The following is a 21,735-nucleotide window of genomic DNA, read 5'->3' as shown; positions in this document are numbered from 1 at the left end:
TGCGCCTCAGCGACGGCGCGCGCGTCCGTAGGCGCTTAGTACGCTCATCTGCGGCCGATCGTGGCCGTCTTTTGGTTCAACCGAGAACATATAGTCGCCCCACCAGGCGCCCGCCGCCCAATAAGCCCAACCGATCCATACGTCGCGGTTCTGCGCCATAAAGTCGAGCATCGCACGACCTTCGGCCAACGCTTCCGGCGTCGCCGCGAATCCAAATTCCCCGAGAAACGCCTTGGCGTGGCGGGCGCGCGCCCATTCGGTAAACTCTTTCAAACGCGCCTTGCCGGCGCCCAAACTCGCCTGAGGCGATGTGCCGGAGCTATCGGCGTCGAGATATTGGTGCAGCTCATAGGCGAAGTTGTCTCCTGGGTCCATGACGCCCGTCATGACGACGCCATTGTCGGTTTTGGTCCAGGAATGCGCGCCGCTCCAATAGGAGCCAGGAACGAGGATAAGCTGACGGGCGCCGCTCTTCCGAATGGCGGCGATTGCAGCGTTGGCGCCGGTCAACCATTCGGCGGCCGATTGTTCGTGCGGCTCGTTCATCAAACCGAAAATGACGTTGGTACGGCCACGTAACCGCGCGGCGATCTCACCCCAAACGGCGGCGAACTCTTGTGTCGCTGAAGCGTCTCGGCCAATGAGCCGTGAGTCGATCGCGCCATACTGATGGAGATCGATGATGACGTCGGCGCCCTTGCGCGCCGCATAATCGATCAAACCGACAAGGGCGCGCCAATCCTCGGTCACGATCGATTTATCGCTGACGAACAGTCGGCTGCTCAGCACGGGAATCCGGAACGTGAGCAAACCTCGCGCGGTGAAATAGTCGATCTGTTGCGTCGTCGGCAGGACGTAATCGATGTTTGGGCGGTTGCGCCCTGGATTCAACTCCGCGCCAGACAGATTTACGCCCGTCCTCCACGCGTCCGAGCAGAGAGCGACGTCCGGCGCGAAGACGAGGCTTGCCGCGAGGGTGATGGCGGACAGTCTCGAGAAGAGCGCCAAAGCGCGCTTTCGCGTGGCGGACTCGAGACGAGACGGAATGGAAAAGTGGAGCTTTGATCGCAAGATTCTGTCGCTTTCCGGCAGGCGCACGCCGCAACGATTTTACGTTTTACGGCGTCCATTCGCGCTGCAACATGAACATTCTCTCGAAATTGCGTGGTTTCGTTAATGGCGGATTTGATCGCGCTCCATTTCTTACCTTCGTAAACAACCAGGTTTATGATGCGTTTCCTCAGCCGTCCGCCAACAAGATTCCGGAGTTTAGATTAAATATGTAACATAGCGTTCACGACTGCGCTGCAGGAAGAGAGCGGTGAGTGAATGGCGTGTCCCTTGATCTCTGATGACGGGTTCGATCATCGACGTCGGCCGCTCGATGAAATTTTTCGGCCGGCCTCGCAGTAAAGAGGTTACGCGTAGGGTGGGACGACTTGTTCGCCGAGCTTTCGGGCTATCTCGAGCTCGAGCTTGAGCGCGGCGTTCTAAGTGGATTCGAAACGAAAAGGTAAACGAAACTTTATGTCCTTCGACCGTTTCGCGCGAAATTCGATCTTCGGCACGATTGCCGGCCTCAGCTCGGCTCTGGGCAGCTTCCTTGGGATGGTCATCGTGGCGCGGACGCTTGGTCCCGTCGGTTCTGGCGTTGTCAGCATGGGAATCTGGCTTGCCGGGACGGCCGTGACTTTCGCCGATTTGGGACTGCCTCTCACAGTATCCCGTTTTGTTCCCGAGTTGAACGCGCGCGAACAAAACCTGGAGGCGCGCGCGTTTGCTCCTTATTTTTTGAAAATGGTGTTGCTGACGACGGCGATCGTCGTCGGCCTATGCGTCGCTCTGGGCGTCGGCGGCGCCGAATGGCTGCGCGGCCATGTGCGATTCAGCATTCTGTCCAGCTCTCCGGATTCGATCTGGCTCGTTGTGGGATTTGTCTTCGCGTGTCAGGCCATCGGCAATTTTGGCCTATCCACGCTCCGGGGAGAGCAGCGCTTCGATCGAGCCGCGAAGCTGACGACTTTTGGGGCCCCGATCCAACTGACCGCGATGGCGGCCGGCGCTCTTATGGGAGGCGCCGAGGGCGCGCTGCTCGGTTATGCGGTGGGCGGCATGGCGACGGCGAGCGTCGCTTTGCGGTTGATCGGCGCCAAGGTCGATTTGCCCGACGAGCTGAAACGCCGATCGTGGCGCTTCGCCGTCAATAGCTGGATCGTCGGCGTCATTTCGACCATCGTCTGGTCGCGGGTGGAGCTTGCCTTTCTGGATTATTGGCGTGGCGCGCGGGAGGCGGGACTCTACTCGGCCGCCTATACGCTATGCGCCCTGGCCGTGCAGGGTCCGATGCTCATGACCGGCGGCCTCCTCGCCTATTTCTCCGAACGCCACGCTGTTTCGGATCAGTCGGGCCTCAAAGAGGCCTATGCGCAGGCCGTGCGATTTATGAGTCTTCTTCTGCTTCCCGCCTGTTTCGGCATGGCGGCGATCACGCCCGTTATCTTGCCTCTGCTCTTCGGCGACGCATTTTCCGACGCTGCTCCGGCTGCGGCGATCCTTGTTGGCGCGCAGGCCCTCGGCGCTATTTCGACAGTAAGCTCGACGTTTCTCATGTCGGTCGAGCGCGGCGCTTTTCTGGTGCGTGTCGGCCTGCTCGGCGTCCTGTTCTCCCTCCTGGCCGGAATGACGGTCATTCCGTTTTTTGGTCTCGAGGGCGCGGTGATCTCGCGGGCCTTTGTGCAAGGACTATTAACCATCCTGGCTTTCATCTTCATCGAGAGAGGGCTGCAGTGCCCATTTCCCCTCGGCGCCGTCCTTCGAATTACCGCCGCGGCGCTGGGCTGCGCGATCGCCGCGCGCGCCATCATTGTTCTGTGGCCGCAGCCTGTTGCACTCTTTCTTGCTATTCCCGCGGGCGCAATTCTTTACGTTGCGGCGATCCTCGCTTTCCGCGCCCTGACGCCGAGCGACATCCAGGCGGTGAGCAAGGTCGCGAACAGGCTGGCTACACGAGCGGCGCCATTGCTCGGCGCCTTTCAGGCCAGGCGACGCGGGTGAGGTGCCCCGAATATGGTTAGCGGAATTTTAAGCCGGTGGTTCTTAAAATTGTGGCCAGCGACCGATGCCCGTTTTTATGGCGTCGCGTGGAAAGCGGGTTTATGAATCGCGTGTCGGCCAGAAGCGTCAAGCAGCTCGGGAGGTTCGGCGCTCGGCCGGAAATCCAGGCCGGGACGCGGTCGCTTCCGCAGGATCGCCTCGATTTGGCGCGATTGATTCAGTTTCTTCGGCGGCGTGCGCGATGGATCGGAGGGACGACGGCCCTCGCCTTGGCGCTCGGACTCGTCTTTTACGTCGTCGCGCCGGCGAAATACCGTTCGGCTGCGGAATTGCTGATCGATCCGCGTGGAATTGCGGTCTCCAAGACGGACTCGGCGTCGCAAACCCAGGGCGCCGACAGTAATCTGCTCGATCTCGAAACGTACCGCTATCTCATCCTGTCCAAGGCCGTCCTCGGCTCCGTCGTCGACAGCGAGCATCTCGCTGACGACCCGCGTTTTGCCGGGCCCGGCTTTTTCGGCAGGCTTTTCAAATTCGGCGCCAAGAGCGGCGACGCGCGCGAAGCCGCGTTAGCGAAGTTGATCGACAGCGTCGAGGTAGTGCGCGGCGAACGCGCCCTTATTCTGGACGTCGTCGTCACGACGTCGGACCCTCAGCTTTCGGCGCGCCTCGCGAACGCCATCAGCCGGGCGTTTTTCACGCAACAGGCCAATGCGCGCACTGAGGCGGCCAAGCGCGCCGGGCTGGCGTTACAGACACGCGCTGAACAATTGGCTCGGCAGGTCCAGGAAGCGGAAGTCAAGGTCGAACGCTACAAATCCGAACATGATCTCTCCGGCCAGGCGGGCAAGCTCACCGAGGAGCAGCAGCTCAACGATGTGAACTATCAACTCGGGCTGGCGCGCTCGCAGACGGCGACGCAGCATGCGCGCTACGAGGAGGCGTTGCGGCTGAGCCGCTCGCGCGCCGAGACGGACCAATTGAGCGAGGCCGAATCCTCGCAGGTGTTGATTGGATTGCGCGCGCAATACGCCGCTCTCATGCAACAGAAATCGGCGCTCGAAACTCAGTTCGGGGCTCAGTATCCCGCCGTCGTCGACGTGAACCGCCAGTTGCGCACGGTGAGCGGATTGATCAAGGACGAGCTGACGCGGCTCGTCGGCGCCGCGCTCAGCGATTACCGCCGCGCTCAGGCGAAGGAGGCGGCGCTGGAGAAAACCCTCACGGAGCTCAAGCAGAAGTCATACCGCCAGAATGAATCGGTAATCGGCTTGCGCGCCTTGGAGCGCGGCCTCGAGGCGACGCGGGCGCTATACCAATCCTCCTTGACGCGCGCCAAAGACCTCGAGGAAACGCAGGACGTCGACAGCTCGACGTCGCGCATCATTACAGAAGCCACGCCCGCGTCGAAACGCAGCGGCGCGCCCTTGCCGCTGATACTTGGAGGCGCGCTGATCTGCGGCCTGGGTCTGGGATCGGCGCTCGGCTATCTGCGCGATCTCTCCAGCAACAACGTGGATGCTGGCGCCGGCGCTTCGCTGGGAGACCGTCTTGGCCTGCCCGTCGTTGCGCAGGCGGTGTTTGCGCGCCGGGACGCGATGGGTAATGCTGCGGCTTCCCGGCGCGGCGATCCTCCTGCGATAGAGGTCCAATCAGAGCAGTTGCTCGATTGGATTCTCTCCATACCGCCACGATATGGCGCGCGCATCATATGTGTCGCCGGGCTAGACGGCGATTTACGGAAATCGAGGATATTGTTCGAGTTGGGCGTCGCTTGTCTTTTGGACAAGCGACGCGCCCTTGTCGTCGATACCGACCTCGACGGGAGCGCGGCGAGCAGCTTTTGGCGCAAAGCTGGCGAAGGCTTGGTGAGCGCGGAACGCCGTGTGCAGCCATTCGAATTGGCCACATTCGAATTGGCGCCGTTCGAAGAATTCGAAGCTTCTTTTGCAATCTACGGCCCTGGCCCCGGGGCGCTCGAATTCTTGTGGCTCGGCGACGTAACGGGCCGGAACAGGAATTCTTTGACGGCGGGACGCCTCGAACGAGCGCTTCAGCCTTGGACAGAGGACGCTGACATTGTCTTGATAGACGCAGGCCTGGACGAGAACCTGGACCGCGCCTGCAGGGAGATTTCCGACGGCCTGGTCGTGCTCGTCGACAGCGACCATATGTGTGCTTCCGACATGGCGAGCCTATCGGATCGGCTCGGGCCGAAATATCCGGATTCAACTTGCGTCATGCTCGTCAGCGAAAGGGCGGCGGCGTGAGCGCCGGCCACTCTGACGCGTTCGACTGGCTACGCACCGCCGAGACTCGTTATGGGGCGAGCTTCGCGGGATGGATTGTTTTCGGCGCGCTGACGTTCAATTTCATCCTGTGCTTCGTCAACACGAAGATTTTCGGGGTCAGCGCCGCAATTGTGATGGCGTCGGAGATGGCGCTTCTTGGCCTCGCCTTACTCCTGGTCCTCAGAGACAATCCGCCCTTATACGCGGTCCTCGCGGGCTATGTGTCCTTCGCGCTCTATTTGAGCAGCCTGCAAGGCGCGTTGGATATGAAGGCGATACGAGATATTCTCATCCCGATCGTTTTTTTGTTTCTCGGCCGCCGTCTCGGTTCGCCGGAAGCAGGCGACCGGCTTGTCGATATATGCGTCTGGACAGTGCTGGTCGTCGGAATCTGTGAATATTTGTTCCTGCCGTATTATCTGAAGTTCTTCGACATATTGGCCTATTACGTCGCGCGCGGGACGGTCGACGCCGCCGCGGCGGACACCACTGGAACAGGACTTTTCGCTAGCGGAATTCGGCCGGAAGGGCGAACGCTCCTGCCGTTCCTTGGCCCGCACCGTGTTTCGTCGATTTTCCTCGAGCCCGTTTCGGTCGGCAATTTTGGAGCGGTTGTCTTCTCGTGGATCATATTGCGCAATGTCGAGCGTCCGCTCGTCATGGCGATGAAGCTTCTACCCGCCACCGCCGTTTTCGTGCTCGCCGACGCGCGTTTCGGCCTGATGGTGTCACTGACGAGCTTCGTCTTGTTTCCGCTGGCGCGGTATATCGGACGGTTGCCGATCCTGCTGGCGCCCTTCTGCGTCCTTCTGCTTCTTGCCGTAAACGGCTTCCTCAACCCCGACAAGCCGTGGGACAATGGTTTCGCCGGTCGACTTCTTCTGACCGGTCAGATGCTTTCGCATCTCGATTTTTGGGAGGCCATGGGCTTCGTGCAGGTGACGCGTTTTGTCGCCGATTCAGGATATACCTACACGCTCACCAAATTCGGGCTGCTCGGCTGCATCGGCCTCTGGAGCTTATTCGTGCTGCGCCCCGTCTCGGATGAAGCGGCCTGGCGCTATCGGCTGTTTACCGCAATTTACATCATCGCATTGCTGATGATCAGCAATTCAATGTATTCGATTAAAACCGGGGCTCTGCTCTGGTATCTTCTCGGCTGTTTGGAGGCGCCCGCAGCGCTCGATGAATATTACGAAGGGGTTGAAAGTTGACCGCCACGATCCCCACCGCCTTCAGCGCCGCAACCGAGGGGGGAATTCCTGTCACCTTCTCTGGTTGCGCGGGCTTTTACCATCCGGGCGGGGGCGACGTCGCCGTGCTGATGTGCAGCGCCTGGGGCTATGAAGAATTATGCGTTCGCGCAAGCTGGCGGCAAATGGCCGATGAATTGGCCACGGCCGGCTTTCCAACGCTCCGCTTCGATTATCCGGGCGTCTGTGATTCACTCGGCGCCTCGACAGAGCCATGGCGCCTCGACGATTGGATCGACGCAGCCAAAGCGGCCGCCGCCTTGCTGCTGGATGTCTCGCAAGCGCGCCGGATCATCGTGCTTGGCCAGGGCCTCGGCGCGGGCGTCGCGATCCTTGTGGCGCAACAACTCTCGCGTGTCGAAGGCCTCGTTCTCCTTGCGTCATTTTCCAAGGGGCGTGCTTATGTTCGGGAACTGAGTGTTTCCGCCACTATGCTCGCAGATGCGGCTGGCGTTTCCATCGCCGCCCGCGCCGATGGGTCTTTGACCATGCTGGGCTTCGAGCTTCCGGCCTCGTTCGTCGGCGATCTCAAGAAACTCAATTTCCTCGAGTTGGAAAGCTTGCCGGCGCCTCGCGTTCTTTTGGTCGATCGCGTTCAAAGCCAGCAGGAACTCGCAAACCATTTCAACTTTCTTGGCGCGGCCGTCGAGCAGGTTCCCTACACTGGCTACGAGGAGCTCGTTTCCAATCCGACGATCACCGAGCATCCCCGCGAGGTCTTTTCCGGCATTGTCGGCCACATGGTCGCTTGGAGAGGCGATCGAACGCGCCCCTTTAATTCTACGCCGCGTGCGCCGCAACCCGCCAAGCCGCTCGTGGGCCCTTCGTGGCGGGAAACGCCGCTGCACATGGCGAACGGTCATGTGTTCGGCGTGTTCTGCGAACCGCTGGCTCCGCGCGTCGAGAGTGTTGCGCTGTTTCTCAACTGCGGCGCCAATCCGCACACGGGATGGCGGCGCATGACCGTCGACCATGCCCGCGTTCTGGCGGCGCATGGGATTGCGTCGCTTCGCATCGATACGACCGGGATTGGCGATTGCCCGGCGCCGATTGACTTTGGCGAAAGAATATACACGCAGGTGCAGACTGCGGATGTTCTCGCCGCCGTCGATTGGCTGGCGGGGCAAGGCAGGGGGAAAGTCTCCGTGATTGGCGTATGTTCGGGCGCCTATCAAGCCTTCCACGCCGCCATCCGCGAGCCGCGAATCGAACAAGCGATTATCATCAATCTCGTGGTCTTCGCCCGCGACCCCGCGCGCTCGGTCAGCGAATTGATAAAATATCACTCTCGCAGCAATACGGAATATTTCTCTCGCGTGCTCGATCGCGACGGGCTGATCAAGCTGCTCAAAGGCCAAGCGCCTATCCGCAAGCTGCTTTCGGTTGTTTTGGGGCGGATCGCGGATTCCGCCAAATACAAATTGATGTGGCTGATTCACTCGTTGGTCGGCAAAAAGCTCTTGAACGAACCGCAGAAGCGATTGGCGGAATTGGCTGCGCGCGGGACGCGGATCTCCTTCGTGACGAGCGCGGGAGATTTGGCGGAGGATGAGCTGACCAAATATTTCGGCAAAAATTGCGTCGGTCTGCGGGCATATGACAATGTCACTTGGTCGCGCATTCAAAACGCCGACCATAATCTGACGACGCAGGAAAGCGTCGATTGGCTGCGAGATCATCTTCTCGCCCGACTCGACGATCCGATAAAGAGTTCGTTCAGACAAGCGTCGTAACATCCTCGCCGGAAACGACGAGCAATCATTGCGACGCGGACTTGTGTGTCCGTATCGGCGGAGAAATGGAAATGAACGAGGCCATTCGGCAGGCTCTTGAGGAACATGGCCGCCTTGCTGTGTCAGTCGATACGCTCACCGGAGCGTCCGACCTCTACGCGGCCGGCCTGACCTCCTTCGCAGCCGTTCAACTTATGCTTGCGCTCGAGGAGAAATTCGACATCGAGTTTCCGGATAGAATGCTCAACAGGAAAAGCTGGGCGTCGATCGACATGATCGCGAGCTGCATCTCCGAGCTCAAAGGTAAAGGCGTCGCCGCATGAGCGCGCCGCTCGACCGTATTTCGAGCGTCGTCGCTGTCGCTGCGCGCCATGCGGAAGAAGTCGACAGAGAGGCGCGTTTTCCCTTTGAAGCCTTTGCGGCTCTCAAAGACGCGCGGCTGCTGTCTCTCCTCATCCCAGTAGAATTTGGTGGCGACGGCGCGCGGCTTGCCGAAGTCGCGGAAGTATGCTCCGCACTGGGACAGCATTGCGCGTCGACGGCCATGATCTTCGCCATGCATCAGATCAAGGTTTCCAGCCTCGTCTCTTATGGGGCGGAAACCGATTGGGGCAAGCGGTTCCTGCGCCGCATCAGCGACGAGCAACTGCTTCTTGCTTCGGCCACCACTGAAGGCGGCGTCGGCGGCAATATGCGCGCGAGCGTTTGCGCCTTCGAGCGCGAGGGAAGCGATTTTTGCGTCGAAAAGCGCGGCGCTTTGATCTCCTATGGCGCTCAAGCCGACGCCATCTTGGTCACGGCGCGGCGTGCGCCCGATGCGGCCGCCTCCGACCAGCTCATGGCCGCCATCACCAAAGATCAATACACGCTGTCGCGCACGGGCGTATGGGATACGCTCGGCATGCGCGGGACTTGTAGTGACAGCTTCATTCTGACAGCCAAGGCCCCGACCGAGCAGATTCTCGGCGCCGATTTCGCCGAAATCGCCGCGCAATCGATGCTGGCGACGGCCCACCTTCTGTGGGGTTCGGTGTGGTATGGCGTCGCCGTCGACGCGCTCGTGCGCGCTCAAAATTTCGTTCGCGCAGAAGCGCGCAAGGGCGGCGGCGGGCTGCCGCCCGGGGCTTTGCGATTGGCGGAGGCGTCCACGAAAGCCGAAGCGATGCGCGCAGCGCTCAAGGAAGGCCTCGCCCGCTTCGAGTGTGCGCAGGAGAATCACGAAGACCTCAATTCGATGAGTTTCGGCGTCCGATTCAACAATCTAAAGACTTTTGCCTCTGAAACGGCGATCGACATCATTAATCACGCGCTGTTGATCACCGGAATCTCGGGCTACCGGAACGACAGTCCGCACAGCGTGGGCCGCCATATGCGGGACGCGCTCTCGGCGCGGATCATGATCTCGAACGACCGGATCTATCAGAACCTGTCGAATATGCTGCTTGCCCATCGACTCGATCCAAGGCTTTCTTAAATGTGTGGCGCTTGTTCCAGTTTCCTCGACAATTTGTTCGCCAAAGGCATTCTTCATGCGACTGGCGTCGATGGGTTATATGCGCGTGGCGGACGCTTCGAGGCTGTCATCGAGGGGATCGACGCGCTTATCTCGAATTTCGGCGCTAAGGACGGCGCCGAGGTCATCCGCTTTCCGCCGGGGATGAATCTGTCGCTCTTTCAAAAGAGCGGCTACATGAAATCATTTCCCCAGCTCGCAGGGACAGTGCATAGTTTTGCAGGCTCCGAGCGCGACCACTTGCTGCTGCTCGATCGGATTCACAATGGCGAGAAATGGACCGATGGGCAGGAGGCGACAGAGATCGCGCTGACGCCCGCGGCTTGCTATCCGCTTTATCCGATCGTCGCCCAGCGCGGTAAACTGCCTTCAGGCGGACTGCTTTTCGACGTGCAATCCTATTGCTTCCGTCACGAGCCGTCGAAAGACCCGGCGCGGATGCAGATGTTCCGAATGCGGGAATTTGTGCGTATCGGCCCGCCGGAGACTGTCACGAGCTTTCGGCAGGATTGGCTGGATCGCGGCCGGGAATTCGCAGGCGCGCTCGGCCTGCCATTCGAAATCGACGTTGCGAACGATCCTTTCTTTGGTCGCAGCGGGCGCATGATGGCGTCCAGCCAGCGTGAGCTCGGACTGAAGTTCGAACTCCTTGTTCCGATCGAAGACGCCGACAAGCCGACGGCCTGCCAGAGCTTCAATTACCATCAGGACCACTTTGGTTCGCTCTGGGGCATCCAGACGGCTGCCGATGAAGTCGCGCATACGGCGTGCGTGGGTTTCGGAATGGAGCGCTTGGCGCTCGCCTTGTTCAAACACCATGGGCTCGACACCGATGGCTGGCCTTCTTCAGTTCGCGCCGCGCTCCAATTCTGAGGAAGCGCCGCGCGTCTCGCCTGCGAGCTATGTGTCGCACGCGTTGCATCGCCCGGAACGCGACTGGCCTCAGACCAATTGCTATGTCGATCTCTGGATCGAGGTGATTGCCACGCATGGCTTTGCGCCCGAGGCCATGCTCGGCTTCACGGTTCGTCAGGATTTCGAGGGCGATCAGTTCACTTTCTTCAAGCCTCCGCATGCCGATCTCGAATTTCTGTACGGCTTGCGGGTGGATGAGCTGGCTCTCTACGACAACCCCGAAAACCATATCGAGACGCAGTTGCATCGCGGGCGCATTGTCGTCATCGAGGTCGATAGCTTTTACCTGCCGGACACGCGAGGGATTTCCTACCGCAGCGAACATTCGAAAACGACGATCGGCATCGTCGGCTTCGATGTTACGCAATCGCAAATGCTCTATTTTCACAATGACGGCCTGTTCGCGCTCGAAAACGACGACTTCCTTGGCGTGCTCGGCCATGCGGCAGAGCAGAAGCGTGATGATGCGCTCTTTCCTTATGCCGAGTTTGCGCGTTTCGAGGTGATACGCGAGTCGGGGGTGGACGTTCGCAACAAAGCAGAGCAGCTTCTGCGCGCGCATTTGGCGCGTCGGCCGCAGCGTAATCCTGTGAGCGCGTTTTCGGCCGCGTTTCCGCAGCTCTGGCAAAACCTCGAACAGCGACCGCCTGCTTTTTTCAACGTCTTCGTCTTCAACACGCTTCGGCAATTTGGCGCGAATTTCGAGCTGCTCGGCAGTCATCTCGACTGGCTGAGGCCCGATGGCGCATTCGCGCGAGAAAGCGACGAGTGCCGCGCGCTTTCCTCGGCGGCAAAGGCGCTGCAATTCAATGTGGCGCGGGCGGCGACCCGGCGACGGGCGATCGATCCTACGCAGGCATTGAATGAGATGGCGGCTGCTTATGATCGCCTTTTCGCCGGTCTCCTTCCCACGCTCGACGGCGCGAGATAAGAGGTGGCGCGCGTTCTTTCGGTGCAAGGAGAACGCCGGCGCCCGCTCGAAGACGGTTGGTCATTTCTTATCGACGAAGGCGGCGACTGGTCGCATCCTGACGTAATTCCATCGGATGCTGTGTGGCGCGCCGCCAAGGTCCCCGGCACCGTCGCACAAGTTTTGATCGAGCAAGGCTGTCGTTACGAGGATCTGCCGCCGCTCGACGGGATCGACTGCTGGTACAAGCTCTCCTTTGAGAATGAACTCCAAGCCGATCTCGTGTTTCACGGGCTCGCGACGCTCGCGGAGATTTTCCTGGACGGAGCGCTGCTCCTTTCGAGCGACAATATGTTTGTTCGGGAGGAAATTGGTTCTCTCCAGCCGGGTCGACATGATCTGCACATTCGGTTTCGCTCGGTCCTGCGCGAGATAGACACGAAGAAGGGGCGCGCGCGTTGGCGCCCGCGCATGATCGTTCCCAGCGGGCTGAGGCACATTCGGACAACGGCGTTGGGACGGCTGCCTGGATTTGCGCCGCCGATGCCGCCGGTCGGGCCTTATCGGGCTGTCGAGTTGATCGAGCACGGTCCGTTGCGTTTGCGTGACGCGGCGGTTCGCGCCGAGGTCGATAGGAGGGGCGCAAGACTTGCGGTCACAGTGGATGTGGCCACGCCCGAAGTGGATTCGGGCGCGCTATTCTGTGGCGAGCGTCAACTAGCTTTTGAAAAGCAAGGGGAGGGACGTCTCGTCGCCGAACTCCGGCTGGATGCTTACGAGCCTTGGTTTCCTCACAGCATCGGCGCGCCGAAATTATACGATGTTCGCGCCGAGATCGGCGGCGTTAACGTCGATCTCGGGCGCACGGGCTTTCGCCGCGTCGACCTCTCGCGCGGCGAAGACGGCGCCGATTTCGCCCTCTCGGTGAATGGCGCCCCGCTCGTCTGTCTCGGCGCCGTCTGGACGGGAGCGGATCCACACAGTCTCGACGGCTCACGCCAGACGCTTGCGCCGCTCCTTGAAGTGGTGCGAGACGCGGGCATGAATATGCTGCGCGTTCCAGGAATACTCTACTACGAGAGCGACGACTTTTACGAGCTGTGCGACGAACTCGGGATCATGGTGTGGCAGGATTTCGCCTTCGCCAATTTCGATTACCCAATCGACGCGCCTGAATTTCGCGCGAGCGTTGCGCGTGAGGCCGCAGAGTTTCTTTCCCGCGTCGAGGCGTCGCCGTCTTTGGCGGTGACTTGTGGGGGCAGCGAGGTCTATCAGCAGGCCGCGATGATGGGGATCGCCGAGGCGAAATGGCGTTCGCCATTGTTCGAAGAGCTTTTGCCGGAAGCGGTACGACGTCGAAGGCCCGACGTGATCTACGTCGAGAACTCGCCTTCCGGCGGCGCCTTGCCCTTCCAATCCGATCATGGCGTTTCTCATTACTACGGCGTCGGCGCCTATCGCCGCCCGCTCGACGACGCTCGACGCGCCAATGTGCGTTTTGCAACCGAGTGCCTCGGCTTTTCCTGTCCGCCGGAGGCGGCGTCGATCCTGCGCAATTTCGGGTCGGCACAAATGGCGTCGCCGCTCTGGGAGCCTCGTATCCCGCGCGACATGGGCGCGCTGCAGGATTTCAGGGACGTCACCGAGCACTATATGCGGCTTCTCTATGGCTGCGAGCCAGAGCGGCTGCGGGCGTCCGACCCTGACCGCTATCTCGACCTCGCACGCGCTTGCGTCGCCGAAGCGATGACGTCGACCATCTCGGAGTGGCGGCGTTGCGGTTCGGGGGTGCGTGGCGCGCTTGTTTGGTTTTTAAAGGATCTTTGGCCGGGGCCGGGGTGGGGCGTTCTCGATTCGGAAGGATTGCCGAAATCCTCCTATTACGCGTTGAAGCGCGCTTTTGCGCCGGCGCAGACGTTCCTGATAGACGAAGGGGTGAATGGTCTTCATCTGCACCTCGTCAATGCCGGACCTGACCCGTTCGAAGGTGAGGCGTCGCTGACGTGCTACCGCGACGGAAGGACCATTGTCATGCACGCGACGCGCTCGATCAGAGTGGCGCCGCGAGAGGTGAGCGTCACGCGAGACGTTGCGTTTTGGGGCGGGTTCTTCGACACGGCGCTCGCCTATAATTTCGGACCGCCGTCGCATGACGTCACTGTCGCGGCGTTCCGGCCGAAAGACAATCCAGACCATGTGTTGGAAGCATTTCACTTCCCGCTTGGGTTCGGGATCGCGCGCGCCGAATGTGGCTTACGAGCGGGGGTTGTTTTCGACGGCGCGGGATTTGCCCTGATGTTGACCGCGGAGTCTTTCGCGCAGTCGGTCTGCATAGAGTGTGAAGAGTTTCTCCCGGAGGCCAATTGGTTTCATCTGGCGCCGGGGAAGCAAAGGCGCGTTGCGCTGCGCCCGCTCCGGCCATCGGCTACTCACCCGCGCGGTAGCGTGAGGGCGTTGAACGGTAAGCGAGTAGCTTACGAATGGCGGCCCGCGTAGCGGGGACGCCTGCGGCAAGAGACCAGATCAACGATAGCGCTCTTGTGGCTCTGGATTCCCGGTCGGGCTTCCAGCCCGCCGGGAATGACAAGGCCCCGTGCGAGCTGTTCATAGGGAATGGCGCCAGTCGCCCTTTGCGTCTTGCGCATTAATTGGCCCTTTCAACGCAGGAGGCGCGCCATGACCGAGAGCTTCATCAAGGAAGAGGTCATCGTCGGTCGCCAAGGTCTCGAAGGCGTTCTGCGTAAGCCGCGTGAACCGCGGGGTCTCGTCATTTTCGCCCATGGCAGCGGTTCGTCGAGGTTGAGCCCACGCAACAACTTTGTCGCGGGGGAGCTGTCCAAGCGCGGATTCGCAAGCTTGCTGTTCGATCTTCTTACCGAGCAAGAAGCGCAAGATCGCCGTAACGTCTTCGATATCGCTTTACTGGGCGAGCGTGTCGTCGAAGCGCTCGAATGGGCGACGCGCGAGCCGGCTTTGCACGGATTGCCGATCGGCCTCTTTGGAGCAAGCACCGGCGGCGCGGCGGCCTTGGTTGCTGCGGCAGCAAGGCCCGCCCTGGTTGGCGCGGTGGTCTCGCGTGGCGGTCGCCCTGATCTCGCCGAAAGAGCGCTACCGTTGGTGAAGGCGCCGACTCTGTTGATCGTTGGCGGCCTGGACGATCTGGTTATACAACTGAATCAGTCGGCGCTGCTCATGCTGCAATGCGCGAAGCGCCTCGATATCGTCCCGGGCGCCACCCATCTTTTTGAGGAGCCCGGAACGCTGGAGACGGTCGTCAGCCTGGCCATAGATTGGTTCGACCGCCATCTCAGGAATGCTGGTTGATACCATTTCGGTTTGAACAGCTCGCGTCGCGCGCGTGTCATTCCCCCGACCGGGAATCCAGAGCCACGAGAGCGCGGGTTTTGCTCAGAGCCGTCATTGCGAGCGAAGCAATCCAGGGCGGCGATGCGGCCCTGGGTTGCTTCGTCGGCTCCGCCTCCTCGCAATGACGGCGGTGATTTCCTGTGTTCAAACGGCGCGAGCGTCGGGAATGGCGCCGAACCAATCGATGAGATGCCATATCACGAGAGGTCGGCTTCGTAGAGCGCCTTTGTAATGTGGTCGTGTAGATCGGCGTCCTCCATCATCGAGGCGCTGATCGTCTCATCGCCGAGCCTCTCGGCCTCCGCTGCGCCCTCGCGCAAATCCTTGGCGGCGAGATGCCCCTGGCCGATGCGCATCAGGGCGTAAAGCTCGAAGCGCGCTGCTGGAGAGAGAGCCGCGATCGCGTCGCGCAGCGCAGCAATCTGCGGGGCGCCGGGAGGCAGGGGCTCGAAGCCAAGAGCCCCCGTTGGGTTATGTTCGCCGCGCGCTGGCGGCGCTTCGCCGAGATCCTCCTCGGCGACATTGCCGAGCAATTCATCGCGGCGCGTGCGCGCGGCCTTTGCAAGGGTTGCGATGGATTGCGCCTGGCGGACGTCGATATCTTCGAGCGTGATCATATCTGCCTCTCTCGCCGCAGATGCGCGATCGAGCGTCAGCGATGATGCGCCGAAACGGCTTTCATTACTTCCGCCGCGAGATCGCGCGAGCCGCCGTGGGAGATGTCGCCCAAAGCGACGATTCCGACCATACGTTTGTTTTCGTCGATCACAGGAAGGCGTCGGATTTGCTTGGTTTCCATGATCCTTATCGCGTCGCCGACATCCTCCGTATCGCGGCAATAGATGATGCCGCTCGTCATGACCTCGCGTACGGAGAGCTTGGAAATGTCCTTGTCTTCGGCGACGGCTCTGATTGTGATGTCGCGGTCGGTGACCATGCCGACGAGGCGATCGTTTTCACCCACCGGGATTGCGCCGACGTCGTGCTCGCGCATCTTTTTCGCCACTTCTGCGACCGGCGTGTCGGGCGAAACCCATTCGACGCCCTGGTGCATCACGTCCTTCACCTTCATGGCAAGCTCCAATGCAGAGGCGGAGTTTCGCGCAGGGCCTTCACGCATCCGTCCCTACGCTCGCTCGATGCTATCTGGTTCGCCCGTTCGAGAGCGCAATCCCGCTGCCGGAGCTGGAGATTGTCGCCCCGACGCCGCGGGCTCGCTTGACAACGGCGCCTCTTCGCCGTGACTTGCGGCCGGTTTTCATGCGCCGGAGTCGTCATGCGCCTCGCCCAACTCTACCGCTATCCAGTCAAGGGCCTCTCGCCGGAGCCACTGCGCGCCGCCGATCTCCAGACGGACGGTTATTTCCCCTGCGACCGGCTCTTCGCGTTGGAGAACGGGCCTTCGGGTTTTGATCCGGCCGCGCCGGAGCATCAGCCCAAGATCAAGTTTCTTATGCTCATGAAGAATGGCGCCCTCGCCGGGCTTGCCACCCGTTACGACGAAGAGAGCGGAACGCTCGCAATCTCGGAGGGCGGCCGTGAGGCGGTGCGCGCCAATCTGCGCACGTCAGAGGGGCGCGCCGCAATCGAGGCGTTTCTGAGCGCATATGTCGATGAGGCACAAATCCGCGGGCCGGTGAAGCTGCTCGAGGCGCCCGACGGTTTTCGGTTCACCGATTCCAAATCGGGCTTCGTCTCGCTTATCAATCTCGCAAGCGTTGCAGAGATCGAGAAGGCGCAAGGGACCCGCGTCGATCCGCTGCGCTTTCGCGGCAATCTCTATATCGAGGGCGCAGACGCTTGGGCGGAAGCCGCTTGGCCGGGGCGCACGCTGAAGATCGGCGACGCGACGCTTTCAGTGCTGAAGATGACCGACCGTTGCGCGGCGACGGGTGTCGAGCCCGGCACGGGGCGGCGGGACATGGATGTCGTCCAGACGCTGAGAAAGAATTTTGGCCACGTCGACTGCGGCGTCTACGCCCGCGTCGAAAAGGGCGGACGCGTGGCGGTCGGCGATGCTCTGACGCTCCTCTGATACCGTTTCCGTTTGAATAGCTCGCATTGGCGCTTGTCATTCCCGACGGACCAAAGGCCCGATCGGGAATCCAGAGCCACAAAAGCGACGCAGGTTTTGCTCTGGATTCCCGATCACTCGCTCACTCGCTGCGCGAGCGTCGGGAATGACACCGAACCGATCTCGATTTCGTATGAAAAAGAGCTGACGCGCCTTCGAAAAAGAAAAGAGCCGCCTCGGTCTGAGGCGGCTCTTTTGGTTTCGATGAAGCTCAGAGACGGTCCGGCTCGAGCGGGAGCTCGGTCGGCTGCGCCGCTTCCTCGCGAGCTTCGCTGGCCGCTTCGTCGAGCTGCGCGCGCGGACGGCGGCGGCGGCGCGGATTGAGGTGGAAATTCACCCCCTCGTGCTCGCGCGCCTGCGGGCGCTCGGCAGGCGCGAAGCCGGCTTCGGGCGCCTCGCCCTCGGCGGCGACAGGCGCGCGCGCGGGCGGCGCGGTGATGAAGGAGGGCAGGCCGGGCGGCGGTTCGTCACTAGCCTCGGGCCGCTGGAAGCGGCGGTCGCGGCCGCGTTCGAAGCGGCGCGGCTCGCCTTCGGCGCTGCGCTCGCGGAAGGGCGGGCGCTCCGGCCGCGGCGGTCGCTCGCCGCGCTCTGGCCGCTCCATCCGCTCTGGCCGCTCCATGCGTTCTTGCCGCTCCATGCGTTCTTGCCGATCCGCACGCTCGGGCCGTTCGGGCCGCTCCGCGCGTTCCGGCCGCTCAGCGCGCATTTCTCCGATCGGCCGCTCCTCATAGGGCTGCGGCTGGGGTTGCTGCTGCGCGTAATGGGGTTGCGGCTGCGGCTGCTGCGGCGCGAAAGGCTGCTGCTGCGGCTGCCCTTGATAAACCGGCTGCGGCAAGCGCTCGGAGAGCGGCGCGAAGCGATCGGGCAGGGCGGCGAAATCGTCGTCGTCCTCCAGCTCGACTTCCGCCTCCATTGGCGGGCGGCCGTAGCCGCTTGCCTGCTGCTGCGCGAGCTGCGCGGCGGCGATGAGGCGGAAATAATGCTCGGCGTGCTGCAACAGGCTCTCGGCCATGATCGTGTCGCCAGAGGACTGCGCGTCGCGCGCGAGCTGCAAATATTTCTCGGCGATATGCTGGGCGGTGCCGCGGATTTTGACGTCTGGACCGTTCGACTCGTAAGAGCGCGTCAGTGGGTTCGGCCCTTTCCGGCCGCTGCGCCCCCGCATTCTCTTGTTTTGTCCTGGTCTCATAATTCCCCCGAAAGCTTCGCGCAATTCATGCGCAAATGATGCAAATGGCAGGTCGCGCCATGCCGTTCCTTCCGCCGAAGGAAGTTCGTTTGGATCGCTCCGCAGGCGCTGCGTATCGACGGATCGGAGGCCGGCCATTGGCCGCGCCGTCATCGATCCTGTTGCTGCCGCTTGGCCCTGCGCGATTCCCTGTATCGCTCGGCGACTCGCCTGGCCTCTCGGCGCGGTCGCCTAACATGTCAACCAAGCGGACATCGATGGCCGCGCATCTTCAAAGGAGGCGCGCCGTGACGATCAGCGTGGTCTTACTCCGCCGGGATCATGCAGCTTACACGCCAGCCTTTGCCGGCCTGTCCTGAGGCGTCGCTCGCGAGGCGGGCCCGGAATTGTCGAGATCCCCATCTCGATTTCGTTTAGCTGATATAGTTCAGACTATAGAGACTGCATCCCCCCGAGCCAAGTGCGGCGTCGCGTTCTACGGTTAAAATCGAGTGCACTGTAGCGAATATGTCACGTCTACGGCTGAGCCGGACGCGCAGCCACGACGCGCTCGTGGCCGCCCGCGTCTCTCCCCACCCGCGCAATGGCGAAACCCTTCGCGCCAAGGAGGGAAGCAACGCTCACCGCCTGATCCGAGCCGACCTCGAATGCGACAAGTCCGTCGGATTTCAGCAATCGCGCAACATCTGCGACAATCTCGCGGTAGCAATCGAGTCCATCCCGCCCGCCGTCGAGCGCGAGCGCAGGATCATAGAGTCTGACCTCCGGATCGAGGGTGGGAATATCGCCGGCGCGCACATAGGGCGGATTGGAGACGATGACGTCGAAGGGACCGGCGAGCGATTCAGCCCATCTTCCCCGCACCACGACGGCGCGGTCCGTGAAGCCGCAACGCGCGAGATTTTCGGCCGTCGCCGCGCAAGCATAAGGCGAGAGATCGACCGCCACAGCGTGCGCCGCCGGCAATTCGCTCAACAAAGCGCAGGCAATCGCCCCCGACCCTGCGCCGAGATCGAGAATAGAAAGCGGCGCGTCGCGCTTGTCGAGGAGCGCAAGAACGGTTTCGACGAGCGTCTCCGTATCGGGGCGCGGGTCGAGAACTTGAGGAGAGACGACGAGGTCGAGCGTCCAGAAGCCGCGCTCCCCGAGAATGCGCGAGACCGGTTCGCGCGCCGCGCGGCGCGCCGCCAGTCGCGAAAGCCGGTCGGCTTCGTCGTCGGTAATCGGCGCCTGGGGAGACATCGCCAGCTCCAGGCGCGAAAGCCCCGCCGCCGCGCGCAGCAAGGCCCGCGCGTCGTCCTGGGCTTGCGCGGCCTCCACGCCGCTATCGCTCAGATAGGCCGCGACCTGCGCAATGGCCTCCGCGCGCGAGGGTTGCCTCTCGATCGCGGAGAATGGCGCTGGGTCGCGGCGCATGTCCATGTCTATGCGACCTTGGCGATCAGCGCCGACAGACGCTTGGCGAAGGCCGCCGGATCGACAGGCGCCTCGCCGTCGGCGACGCGCGCGAGATCGAGCAGGAGATGCAGCCCATCGGCCGCGCCCTCTCGACCCTTCTCACGCAGGCTCGCCGCCAACGCCGCGACGGCGGGATGCTTGGCGTTGATCTCCAGCACGGGCTTGCCGAAAAGCCCCTTCTGTCCGGTTTCGGCGAGAATGCGCGCAAGCTGCCGGTCGAGGCCCTTTTCGGACGCAACGAGACAGGCGGCGCTTTCGGTCAGCCGCGTCGAGACGCGCACGTCCTCGACGGCGTCCGACAAGGTCTCCTTGAGCGCGGCGACGAGATCGCCCACATCGGCGGCCGGCGGGGTTTCCTCCTTGCTATCGTCGAGCAGGGCAATGGCGTCGATGTCCGCCGCGCCCTGGGTCACGGATTTGAATGGCTTGCCGTCGAATCCAAGCGCGTTCGTCACCCAGAAGGCGTCCACGGCGTCGTCGAGCAGCAGAACCTCGACGCCTCTCGCGCGGAAGCCTTCGAGCTGGGGACTCGTCGCCAGACGCGTCGCATCGTCGCCGGTGATGTAATAAATCGCGGTCTGATTTTCGCGCAGATCTGCGACGTAATCTTTCAGCGTGCGCGTCTCGCCGTCGGATTTCGTCGAGGTGAACCGTGCAATCGCGAAGAGATCGTCGCGGCGGCTCGGGTCTTCGTGCAGGCCTTCTTTCAGCACAGAGCCGAAGTTTTCCCACACTGTCGCGAATTTCTCGGGCTCGTTCTCAGCGAGCTTTTTGAGTTCCTGGAGGAGACGCGTCGCGACCGCCTTGCCGATCGAGGCGATGACGGGGCTCTTTTGCACCATCTCGCGCGAGACATTGAGGGGAATGTCCGCGCTGTCGACCACGAGCCGCACGAAACGCAGCCAGGCTGGCAGAAGCTCGACGTCGCGCGAGATGAGCACGCGGCGCACGTAAAGCTTCGACTTGCTCTTGCGGGAGGGCTCGAAGAGGTCGAACGGACGCGAGCCAGGCACGAAGGCGAGCACCGTATATTCGGTGCGGCCCTCCGCGCGCCAATGCACCGTCAGCGCCGGCTCGTCGAACGAGCCCGAGAGCTGTCGGTAGAAGTCCGTGTACTGCTCCTCGGTGATCTCCGACTTCGGCTTGGTCCAGAGCGCTTGACCGTCGGCGATTCGACGCGGCTCCTTGCCAGGCTCCTCGATGAGGTCGATCGGCGTCGAGACAGCGCCAGAATGTTCGCGCACGATGTTCTCGATGCGCCAGGGCTCGAGAAATTCGTCGGATTCGGCGTTGAGATGCAGCGTCACGCGCGCGCCGACCTTTGGCGCGTCGTCGAGCGCGAGCGGCGCAATCGAATAGGTTCCCTTGCCTTGCGACGACCAGAGCCAGGCTTGGTCATCGCCCGCGCGCCGCGTGGCGACCTCGACCAGATCGGCGACCATGAAGACGGAATAGAAGCCGACGCCGAACCGGCCGATCAGCGACGCGCCTTCCCCGGCGCCCTCCTGGCCGAGCTTATCCAGAAAAGCGCGCGTGCCGGAATTGGCGATGGCGCCGAGCGCGCTGATAAGCTCGTCATGCGACATGCCGACGCCATTGTCGGCGACGGTGAGCTGGCGCTTTTCCTTATCGAGCGCGATGGTGACCAGCGGCGCGCCGGCCTCGGCCGCGAGCCTCTCGTCGGAGAGTGATTCGTAGCGCAGCTTTTCGCAGGCGTCGGCGGCGTTCGAAATAAGCTCGCGAAGGAAAACCTCGCGCTCCGAATAGACGGAATGCGTCATCAGCTCGAGAAGCTGCGCGACATCCGCTTCGAAGCCGAACTGAGCGGCTTGCGGCGCTTCGGCAGTGACAGCGTCTTTGGTCATGAGTGCTCCAAATCGGTCAGGCTCCGGCGCGGGAGTCCTGATTAAAAAGGCAAAATGGGCGGCCTTGCGGCGCGCTGCTTGAGTTTGGCATTTGTCCAAAAATTGCAAGGGGAC

General features: G+C 62.0%; 17 protein-coding genes. 11 read left to right on the top strand and 6 right to left on the bottom strand.

Translation table 11 applies throughout. The annotated features are described in order from the left end of the window. Nucleotides 1-6: 6 nt before the first annotated feature. Nucleotides 7-1,008, bottom strand: a complete 1,002-nt coding sequence (locus QMG84_RS13055; RefSeq protein WP_281928398.1) for a glycoside hydrolase family 5 protein — start codon at nt 1,006-1,008, stop codon at nt 7-9. Between the two features lie 519 nt (nt 1,009-1,527). Between QMG84_RS13055 and QMG84_RS13050 the strand changes: the two genes are divergently transcribed. The 10 genes from QMG84_RS13050 to QMG84_RS13005 all read left to right on the top strand — a co-directional run bounded on the left by QMG84_RS13050 (nt 1,528) and on the right by QMG84_RS13005 (nt 14,993). Beyond that, a complete protein-coding gene (locus tag QMG84_RS13050; RefSeq protein ID WP_281928396.1) occupies nt 1,528-3,054 on the top strand; it encodes a lipopolysaccharide biosynthesis protein in 1,527 nt (508 codons plus the stop codon). Nucleotides 3,055-3,155: 101 nt separating this feature from the next. After that, nucleotides 3,156-5,324: a GumC family protein gene (locus QMG84_RS13045; RefSeq protein WP_281928394.1), complete on the top strand. Its 2,169-nt coding sequence runs from the start codon at nt 3,156-3,158 to the stop codon at nt 5,322-5,324. Continuing rightward, nucleotides 5,321-6,559, top strand: coding sequence for a surface polysaccharide polymerase (locus QMG84_RS13040; RefSeq protein WP_281928393.1), 1,239 nt, complete (start codon nt 5,321-5,323; stop codon nt 6,557-6,559). Before QMG84_RS13045 ends, QMG84_RS13040 begins: the two co-directional genes overlap by 4 nt. After that, nucleotides 6,556-8,331, top strand: a complete 1,776-nt coding sequence (locus tag QMG84_RS13035; protein ID WP_281928392.1) for an alpha/beta fold hydrolase — start codon at nt 6,556-6,558, stop codon at nt 8,329-8,331. Before QMG84_RS13040 ends, QMG84_RS13035 begins: the two co-directional genes overlap by 4 nt. A 71-nt stretch (nt 8,332-8,402) precedes the next feature. Further along, on the top strand, nt 8,403-8,654 hold the full coding sequence (locus tag QMG84_RS13030) for an acyl carrier protein (RefSeq protein ID WP_202073671.1): 252 nt from the start codon (nt 8,403-8,405) through the stop codon (nt 8,652-8,654). After that, nucleotides 8,651-9,805, top strand: a complete 1,155-nt coding sequence (locus QMG84_RS13025; RefSeq protein WP_281928389.1) for an acyl-CoA dehydrogenase family protein — start codon at nt 8,651-8,653, stop codon at nt 9,803-9,805. The genes QMG84_RS13030 and QMG84_RS13025 overlap by 4 nt, the downstream gene beginning before the upstream one ends. Further along, nucleotides 9,806-10,717 carry an amino acid--[acyl-carrier-protein] ligase gene (locus QMG84_RS13020; RefSeq protein WP_281928387.1) on the top strand — a complete coding sequence of 304 codons (912 nt, stop codon included), beginning with the start codon at nt 9,806-9,808 and terminating at the stop codon, nt 10,715-10,717. Further along, nucleotides 10,677-11,690, top strand: a complete 1,014-nt coding sequence (locus QMG84_RS13015; RefSeq protein WP_281928385.1) for a DUF1839 family protein — start codon at nt 10,677-10,679, stop codon at nt 11,688-11,690. The genes QMG84_RS13020 and QMG84_RS13015 overlap by 41 nt, the downstream gene beginning before the upstream one ends. Before the next feature lie 3 nt (nt 11,691-11,693). Further along, nucleotides 11,694-14,165, top strand: coding sequence for a glycoside hydrolase family 2 protein (locus tag QMG84_RS13010; RefSeq protein WP_281928383.1), 2,472 nt, complete (start codon nt 11,694-11,696; stop codon nt 14,163-14,165). A gap of 180 nt (nt 14,166-14,345) precedes the next feature. After that, nucleotides 14,346-14,993, top strand: a complete 648-nt coding sequence (locus tag QMG84_RS13005) for a dienelactone hydrolase family protein (RefSeq protein WP_281928381.1) — start codon at nt 14,346-14,348, stop codon at nt 14,991-14,993. A gap of 239 nt (nt 14,994-15,232) precedes the next feature. On the opposite strand, the gene QMG84_RS13000 is transcribed toward QMG84_RS13005, so the two are convergent. After that, on the bottom strand, nt 15,233-15,652 hold the full coding sequence (locus tag QMG84_RS13000; RefSeq protein WP_281928379.1) for a DUF3775 domain-containing protein: 420 nt from the start codon (nt 15,650-15,652) through the stop codon (nt 15,233-15,235). A 35-nt stretch (nt 15,653-15,687) separates the two neighbouring features. Continuing rightward, nucleotides 15,688-16,107 (bottom strand): CBS domain-containing protein, encoded by a 420-nt coding sequence (locus QMG84_RS12995; protein ID WP_281928378.1) that lies wholly within the window; start codon nt 16,105-16,107, stop codon nt 15,688-15,690. A 204-nt stretch (nt 16,108-16,311) separates the two neighbouring features. Here QMG84_RS12995 and QMG84_RS12990 point away from each other — a divergent pair, with 204 nt between their 5' ends. Then, nucleotides 16,312-17,070 carry an MOSC domain-containing protein gene (locus QMG84_RS12990; RefSeq protein ID WP_281928377.1) on the top strand — a complete coding sequence of 253 codons (759 nt, stop codon included), beginning with the start codon at nt 16,312-16,314 and terminating at the stop codon, nt 17,068-17,070. 250 nt (nt 17,071-17,320) lie between these two features. Here the strand turns inward: QMG84_RS12990 and QMG84_RS12985 are convergent, their stop codons facing one another. The 3 genes from QMG84_RS12985 to htpG form a co-directional block, all read right to left on the bottom strand. Then, the gene (locus tag QMG84_RS12985) at nt 17,321-18,274 is read right to left on the bottom strand and encodes a DUF4167 domain-containing protein (RefSeq protein WP_281928375.1); all 954 of its coding nucleotides are present in this window, start codon (nt 18,272-18,274) and stop codon (nt 17,321-17,323) included. A gap of 540 nt (nt 18,275-18,814) precedes the next feature. Then, nucleotides 18,815-19,714 carry a peptide chain release factor N(5)-glutamine methyltransferase gene (gene prmC, locus QMG84_RS12980; RefSeq protein WP_281928373.1) on the bottom strand — a complete coding sequence of 300 codons (900 nt, stop codon included), beginning with the start codon at nt 19,712-19,714 and terminating at the stop codon, nt 18,815-18,817. A gap of 8 nt (nt 19,715-19,722) precedes the next feature. Further along, entirely contained in the window at nt 19,723-21,621 is a 1,899-nt protein-coding gene (gene htpG / locus QMG84_RS12975; protein ID WP_281928371.1) for a molecular chaperone HtpG, read from the bottom strand. Between the last annotated feature and the right edge of the window lie 114 nt (nt 21,622-21,735).

The organism is Methylocystis iwaonis, assembly GCF_027925385.1.
Classification (GTDB): domain Bacteria; phylum Pseudomonadota; class Alphaproteobacteria; order Rhizobiales; family Beijerinckiaceae; genus Methylocystis; species Methylocystis iwaonis.
The sequence above is the reverse complement of the archived record's forward strand: the minus strand, read 5'-3'. Positions and strand labels throughout refer to the sequence as shown.

What these genes read in the sequence shown, in the direction of transcription:
- QMG84_RS13050 (WP_281928396.1), top strand. Translation starts at nt 1,528, where the DNA reads ATGTCCTTCGACCGTTTCGCGCGAAATTCGATCTTCGGCACGATTGCC.
- QMG84_RS13045 (WP_281928394.1), top strand. Translation starts at nt 3,156, where the DNA reads ATGAATCGCGTGTCGGCCAGAAGCGTCAAGCAGCTCGGGAGGTTCGGC.
- QMG84_RS13030 (WP_202073671.1), top strand. Translation starts at nt 8,403, where the DNA reads ATGAACGAGGCCATTCGGCAGGCTCTTGAGGAACATGGCCGCCTTGCT.
- QMG84_RS13025 (WP_281928389.1), top strand. Translation starts at nt 8,651, where the DNA reads ATGAGCGCGCCGCTCGACCGTATTTCGAGCGTCGTCGCTGTCGCTGCG.
- QMG84_RS13020 (WP_281928387.1), top strand. Translation starts at nt 9,806, where the DNA reads ATGTGTGGCGCTTGTTCCAGTTTCCTCGACAATTTGTTCGCCAAAGGC.
- QMG84_RS13015 (WP_281928385.1), top strand. Translation starts at nt 10,677, where the DNA reads ATGGCTGGCCTTCTTCAGTTCGCGCCGCGCTCCAATTCTGAGGAAGCG.
- QMG84_RS13005 (WP_281928381.1), top strand. Translation starts at nt 14,346, where the DNA reads ATGACCGAGAGCTTCATCAAGGAAGAGGTCATCGTCGGTCGCCAAGGT.
- QMG84_RS13000 (WP_281928379.1), bottom strand. Translation starts at nt 15,652, where the DNA reads ATGATCACGCTCGAAGATATCGACGTCCGCCAGGCGCAATCCATCGCA.
- QMG84_RS12995 (WP_281928378.1), bottom strand. Translation starts at nt 16,107, where the DNA reads ATGAAGGTGAAGGACGTGATGCACCAGGGCGTCGAATGGGTTTCGCCC.
- QMG84_RS12990 (WP_281928377.1), top strand. Translation starts at nt 16,312, where the DNA reads ATGCGCCTCGCCCAACTCTACCGCTATCCAGTCAAGGGCCTCTCGCCG.
- QMG84_RS12985 (WP_281928375.1), bottom strand. Translation starts at nt 18,274, where the DNA reads ATGCGGGGGCGCAGCGGCCGGAAAGGGCCGAACCCACTGACGCGCTCT.
- prmC (WP_281928373.1), bottom strand. Translation starts at nt 19,714, where the DNA reads ATGCGCCGCGACCCAGCGCCATTCTCCGCGATCGAGAGGCAACCCTCG.
- htpG (WP_281928371.1), bottom strand. Translation starts at nt 21,621, where the DNA reads ATGACCAAAGACGCTGTCACTGCCGAAGCGCCGCAAGCCGCTCAGTTC.